Source organism: Microbacterium sp. CCH5-D1, from assembly GCF_001557335.1.
GTDB classification, from domain to species: domain Bacteria; phylum Actinomycetota; class Actinomycetes; order Actinomycetales; family Microbacteriaceae; genus Microbacterium; species Microbacterium oxydans.
Genome location: NZ_LSJW01000240.1, coordinates 1 through 6,359, shown reverse-complemented (window position 1 = coordinate 6,359; position 6,359 = coordinate 1). Strand labels below are relative to the sequence as shown.

General features: G+C 68.7%; 4 protein-coding genes. 2 read left to right on the top strand and 2 right to left on the bottom strand.

Annotated features, from left to right (window positions below; genetic code table 11):
* Positions 1-1,584, top strand: a 1,584-nt coding sequence (locus AX744_RS14060; RefSeq protein WP_157543616.1) for a phosphoenolpyruvate carboxylase, incomplete at its 5' end; no start/stop codon positions are given.
* A 132-nt stretch (positions 1,585-1,716) separates the two neighbouring features.
* A complete protein-coding gene (gdhA, locus tag AX744_RS14055) occupies positions 1,717-3,087 on the top strand; it encodes an NADP-specific glutamate dehydrogenase (RefSeq protein WP_061017545.1) in 1,371 nt (456 codons plus the stop codon).
* Positions 3,088-3,151: 64 nt separating this feature from the next.
* Here gdhA and AX744_RS14050 read toward each other — a convergent pair whose 3' ends face one another.
* Positions 3,152-4,579 carry an APC family permease gene (locus AX744_RS14050; RefSeq protein WP_227750923.1) on the bottom strand — a complete coding sequence of 476 codons (1,428 nt, stop codon included), beginning with the start codon at positions 4,577-4,579 and terminating at the stop codon, positions 3,152-3,154.
* A gap of 159 nt (positions 4,580-4,738) precedes the next feature.
* Positions 4,739-6,359, bottom strand: a 1,621-nt coding sequence (locus AX744_RS14045; protein WP_157543615.1) for an aminotransferase class III-fold pyridoxal phosphate-dependent enzyme, incomplete at its 5' end; no start/stop codon positions are given.

Genomic DNA, 6,359 nt, shown 5'->3' with positions numbered 1-6,359 from the left:
GTCGCCGACACCCGCCGCGGAGACGGCGGCCAGCCCTACGCGCGTCCCGAGGAATTGCTCGCCGACCTGCGGGCGGTGCAGGCGTCGCTCGCGGATGCCGGCGCGAAGCGCCACGCGTTCGGCGGGGTGCAGCACCTCATCTGGCAGGTCGAGACCTATGGCTTCCACCTGACCGAGCTCGAGGTGCGTCAGCACTCCCAGGTGCACGCGAAGGCTCTTGCCGAGCTCGATGCGGGCGAAGCCGTCAGCGCACAGACCGAAGAGGTGCTCGACGTCTTCCGCGCGATCGCGGACATCCAGCACGACCGGGGTCTGCGTGCGGCCGGGCGGTACGTCGTCTCCTTCACCCAGGCAGCCTCCGACCTCGCCAACGTGCACCGTCTCGCCCGATACGCGCTCGGCGACGATGCGCCTGTGCTCGACGTCGTGCCGCTGTTCGAGACCTTCGCGGACCTCCAGGCCGCCCCGGGCATCCTCGCCGAGGCCGTGACCTTCCCGGAGTTCCGCGAGCGCATGGCCGCGACCGGCAACCGGCTCGAGGTCATGCTCGGCTACTCGGACTCGTCGAAGGACGTGGGCCCCGTCGCCGCGAACCTGGCGCTGTACGAAGCCCAGGAGAAGATCGCCCGCTGGGCGCAGGACAACGACATCGAGCTGACGCTCTTCCACGGTCGTGGCGGCGCACTCGGACGAGGGGGCGGCCCTGCCAACTCGGCGATCCTGGCGCAGCCGCCGCACTCCGTCGACGGCCGGTTCAAGCTCACCGAGCAGGGCGAGGTCATCTTCGCGCGCTACGGCGAGCCCGCGATCGCGATGCGGCACATCGACCAGGTCGCCGCGGCCACCCTGCTGGCGTCGTCCCCCACCGAGGAGGAGCGCACCAGCCGTGCGGCAGAGCGCTACGCCGAAGTCGCCTCGGCGATGGACGCGGCCTCCCGTGAGCGCTTCTTCTCGCTGGTGAAGGCCGAGGGGTTCGCATCGTGGTTCGCCACCGTGACCCCGATGGAGGAGATCGGTCTGCTCGCGCTCGGCTCGCGCCCGGCACGACGCGGGTTGTCGGTCGAGTCGCTCGAGGACCTCCGCGCCATCCCGTGGGTGTTCGCCTGGACGCAGGCCCGCATCAACCTCGCCGGCTGGTTCGGACTCGGCTCCGCCCTGCAAGCCGTCGGCGACGAGGAACTTCTTGTCGAGGCGTACCGGGAGTGGCCGCTGCTGCGCACCATGATCGACAACGTCGCGATGAGCCTCGCCAAGACCGACGAGCGCATCGCCCGCCAGTACCTCGCCCTGGGCGACCGCGACGACCTGGCCCAGCTCGTGCTGGACGAGCTCGCCCTCACGCGGCGCTGGGTGATCCGTCTCACCGGCGGCACCGGACTCCTCGAGAACAAGCCCGTGCTGCAGCGGGCCGTGCAGCTGCGCAGCCCCTACGTCGACGCCCTCTCGCTCCTCCAGCTCCGGGCGCTGCGTGCCCTGCGTTCGGCGGATCACGGCCCGACCGGCTCCGGAGCCGACGCGGAGCAGCAGCGGCTGCTGCTGCTCTCGGTCAGCGGGGTCGCCGCCGGGCTGCAGAACACCGGGTGACCCGAGCCCTCCCGCCGGGTGCGCTGACGCGGCTGTGGCCGACGCTAGAGTGAAACCTCTGCCTCACCCGGCTCTGCTTTCGCGCGCGACACGATCGCCCGCACCCCATCCCCCACCAGAAAGCCCTTCCGCGTGACCGCTACGTCTCCCGCCGACTTCCATCCGCTCGCCGACTCCGTGCAGCCCGTCTTCGACACGGTGCTCGCCCGCAGCCCGCACGAGCCGGAGTTCCACCAGGCCGTCCACGAGGTGCTGCACTCGATCGCACCCGTCCTGGAGCGTCACCCGGAATACGTCGACGGCGGCATCCTCGAGCGCCTGGTCGAGCCCGAGCGTCAGATCCTCTTCCGTGTGCCGTGGATCGACGACGCCGGGAAGCTGCACGTCAACCGCGGCTACCGCATCCAGTTCTCCTCCGTGCTCGGCCCGTACAAGGGCGGGCTGCGCTTCCACCCCTCGGTGAACCTGTCGATCATCAAGTTCCTGGGCTTCGAGCAGATCTTCAAGAACGCGCTCACCGGTCAGGGCATCGGCGGCGGCAAGGGCGGGTCCGACTTCGACCCGCACGGCCGCTCCGACGCCGAGGTCATGCGCTTCTGCCAGTCGTTCATGAACGAGCTCTACCGGCACCTCGGCGAGCACACCGACGTCCCTGCGGGTGACATCGGCGTCGGCGGGCGCGAGATCGGCTACCTCTTCGGTCAGTACCGCAAGGTCACCAACCGGCACGAGTCGGGCATGTTCACGGGCAAGGGCACCGGATGGGGCGGGGCCGAGGTGCGCACCGAGGCCACCGGCTACGGCGCGGTGTTCTTCGCGCAGGAGATGCTCGCCGTGCACGGCGACTCCCTCGACGGCAAGCGCGTCGGCATCTCGGGCTCCGGCATCGTGGCCATCTACGCGATCCAGAAGGCCACCCAGCTCGGTGCGACCGCGGTCACGGCGTCCGACTCGTCCGGCTACGTCGTCGACGACGCCGGCATCGACCTCGACCTGCTGCGTCAGATCAAGGAGGTCGAGCGCGCCCGCATCGTCGAGTACGCCAACCGTCGCCCGAGCGCCCGCTTCGTGGAAGGCGGCAGCGTGTGGGAGGTGCCCGTCGACATCGCGGTGCCCTCCGCCACGCAGAACGAGGTCTCCTTGGCCGATGCAGAGGCCCTGATCGCCAACGGCGTGCGCGCGGTGTCGGAAGGTGCGAACATGCCCTGCGTGCCCGACGCCGTCGACGCCTTCCAGAAGGCCGGAGTGCTGTTCGCCCCCGGCAAGGCCGCGAACGCCGGTGGCGTCGCGACCTCGGCGCTCGAGATGAGCCAGAACGCCTCCCGTCAGCGCTGGAGCTTCGGCGACAGCGAGAACAAGCTCCGCGAGATCATGGGCGACATCCATGGCGCCGCCTTCGACGCCGCAGAGCGGCACGGCGTCCCCGGCGACTACGTGGCCGGGGCCAACATCGCCGGCTTCGAGCGCGTCGCCGCCGCGATGCTCGCTCAGGGCGTCATCTGACCTTCCGGTCGCGATATGTCAGCTGTTTCCACCTTTTGAGCTGACATATCGCGACCGGAGCGGGTCAACTCTCGTCGACCGGCACCTTGACCACCTTGTTGTACCCGGTCACCGCCTGGTTCTCGTCGAACGCGACGACCTTCTTGCGGAAGCCCTTGGTGATGATCGCGAGGTAGACCACCCCGATCGCGGTCCACACCAGCCCGCCGCGCAGCGCGTCCTCGTGCAGGTTCGCCCACAACAGGCCGGTGAGCACCATGCCGATCCCCGGCATCACGATGAAGCTGAAGATGTCGCCCGGGGTCTTGCGACGGCCCTTGCGGATCGCGAACCAGGCGATCACCGAGATGTTGACGAACGTGAAGGCGATCAGCGCGCCGAAGTTGATCCACGCCGCGATCAGCTCGAGCGTGAAGGGGATCGCGAGCAGCGAGATGGCGCCCACCAGCACGATGTTGAACGTCGGGGTGTGGGTGCGGGGGTTGATGTAGCCGAACGCCCGCTGCGGCAGCACGTTGTTGCGCCCCATCACCAGCAGCATGCGAGACACCGAGGCGTGCGAGGCGAGACCGGAGGCCAGGGTCGCGCAGAAACCGGCCGCGGTCAGCACGGCCATGAGCACGGGGCCGCCGACCAGGTTGCCGATGATCGGCAGCGTCGAGTCCTCGACGAACTGCATGTCGCCGCCGGGGGCGAACTCGTTCCAGTCGGGGAAACGCAGCTGCGTGAGGTAGCCCGAGATCAGGAAGATCGCCCCACCCAGCAGCACGGTGAGGAGAATCGCCTTCGGCATGATCTTCGGATCCTTCGCCTCCTCCGCGTACATGGTGACGGCATCGAAGCCGATGAACGAGAAGCACACGATCGTGGCGCCCATCAGCACCGCCCCCATGGTGGCGCCGTCGTGGAAGATCGGCGTCAGCGAGGCGACCGTGCCCGCACCGTCGCCGCGCATCAGCTGTGCGACGACCATCACGACGAACACGGCCATCACGACGATCGAGAACACCAGCAGGATCATGTTCATGTTCGAGGTGCCGCGCATCGTCAGGTAGATGATGCTCGTGACAAGGATGCAGTAGAGCACCACCCAGATCCACCCGGGGATCTCGGGGAACAGCGCCTCCAGATAGCTGCGGATGATGAGGCAGTTCACCATCGGCAGCAGCACGTAGTCGATGAGCGACGTCCAGCCGACCATGAACCCGAGGTTCGGGTGGATCGACTCGCGCACGTAGGTGTACGCAGACCCGGCGCTCGGGATCGCACTGGAGATCTTGCCGTAGCTGATCGCGGTGAAGACCATCACGACCAGGGCGACGAGGTAGGCCGCCGGTACGACGTTGTCGGTGTCTCGGGCGACCATGCCGAAGGTGTCGAACACGACGGTCGGCGTCATGTACCCGAGACCGAGGCCGACGATCGCCCACAGCCCGAGGTTTCTCTTCAGCGTTCCTCCACCTTGCGCGAGCGGCTTCGTCTTCGTGGCCATGGGTACTCCTCGGGGGACAGCGCATGGGTCGGACTTCGGGTCGTCCGACGCTGAGCAACAGTATGGACCGGAGGGAATCATCTGCGCTACGGCGAATTCGGTTCGAAATGCGCTTTTAACAATCGGACCGACCGCGGGATTCGAAGACCCGTCGCGCGGTCACCATCCTTCGGCGAGCACCCGATCCAGCATCGCGACGACATGGTCGGCGCTCTCCGCTGTGAGGCACAGCGGCGGCTTGATCTTCAGGACGTTGGATCTCTCGGAGGTGGTCAGCACGATCACACCGAGCTCCCGCATCCGTTCGCAGATCGCCGCGGCCTCGGCGGCCGCCGGCTCCATCGTGTCGCGGTCACGCACGAGTTCGACGCCGAGATACAGGCCCTCCCCGTGCACGACGGCCACCAGCGGATGCCGATCGGCGAGACCGCGAAGCCCCTCGGCGAGGCGGGCGCCGATCACGGCGGCGTTGCGCTGCAGGTCGTCCTCGACCATGGCGTCGAGCACCGCGAGTCCGACACGACAGCTGAGCGAGCTCCCACCGGCCGATGAGAAGAACTGCCCCTGCGTCGACAGCGCGTCGGCGATGCGCTTCGACGTGATCACACCGCCGATCGGGTAACCGTTGCCCATGGGCTTCGCGATCGTGACGATGTCCGGCACGACGCCTGCGAGCTCGAACCCCCAGAAGGCGGACCCCATCCGCCCGAAGCCGACCTGCACCTCGTCGGCGATGCACAGCCCGCCCGCCGCCCTGATCTGCGCATAGGCACCATCCAGGTAGCCCTCGGGGAGCACCACCCCGCCCGCGTTGCCGAGGATCGACTCGCACAGGAACGCCGCGACCTCCCGCCCCTCCCCCTGCAGCCGGTCGAGATCGCTCGCGAGGTCGGCGAGGTAGTCGGCGGCGACATCCGCCCCTCGATACGTACCGCGGAAGCGGTTGGGCACATCCGCGACGTGCACCCAGTCGGCACGCGTCTCGAGGGCGGAGGGGTTGTCGTACGCGCTGGTGGTGACCGCATCGCTCGCCGCGGTCCAGCCGTGATATGCCTCGCGCAGTGCGACGACCGTGCGTCGTCCGGTCGCGGCCTGGGCCAGACGGATCGCGAGATCGACCGCCTCGGAGCCGCTGTTGACCAGCAGCACGGTGTCGAGTCCGCTTCCTTCCGGCATCAGGGCGAGCAGCCGTTCGCTGTACTCCGCGAGGTCGCGGAACAGGAAGCGGGAGTTCGTGGCCAGGGTGCGCAGCTGGCGGCCTGCCGCCTCCGCGACCTTCGGATGCGCGTGACCGAGGCCGGCGACGTTGTTCACCATGTCGACATAGGTGCGCCCTGTGGTGTCGATCAGATGGTGCCGCCATCCGCGTTCGATCTGCGGAGGACGCTCGTAGTAGCGCTCCTGCGCGGAGGCGAAGATCCGCTCACGTCGCCGCAACTCCGCGGCCGCGTCGTCGCGCTGCACGAACGACGGCAGCCCGAGCAGCGGGGCGGGGTCGGCGGTAAGACGGCTCCACGCCGGGACGCGCTCGGGCGCGACGAGTGGCGCACCGTCCGCCTGATGCTCCGGAGCATCATCGCGGTGGATGCCGACGGTCAGGCGCCGCGGCTCGAATGCGGCAGCGAGCCAGCCCACGGTCTCGCCGACGTCCACGGGGCGCTCGCGCCGCTCCTCCGCATCGAGCCCCGAGATCTGCAGCACCCAGTCGTGACCGTCGCCAGCACCGTCGTCGCCAACACCGTCGTCTCCAACACCGTCGAGATCGAGGACGAGACGGGCC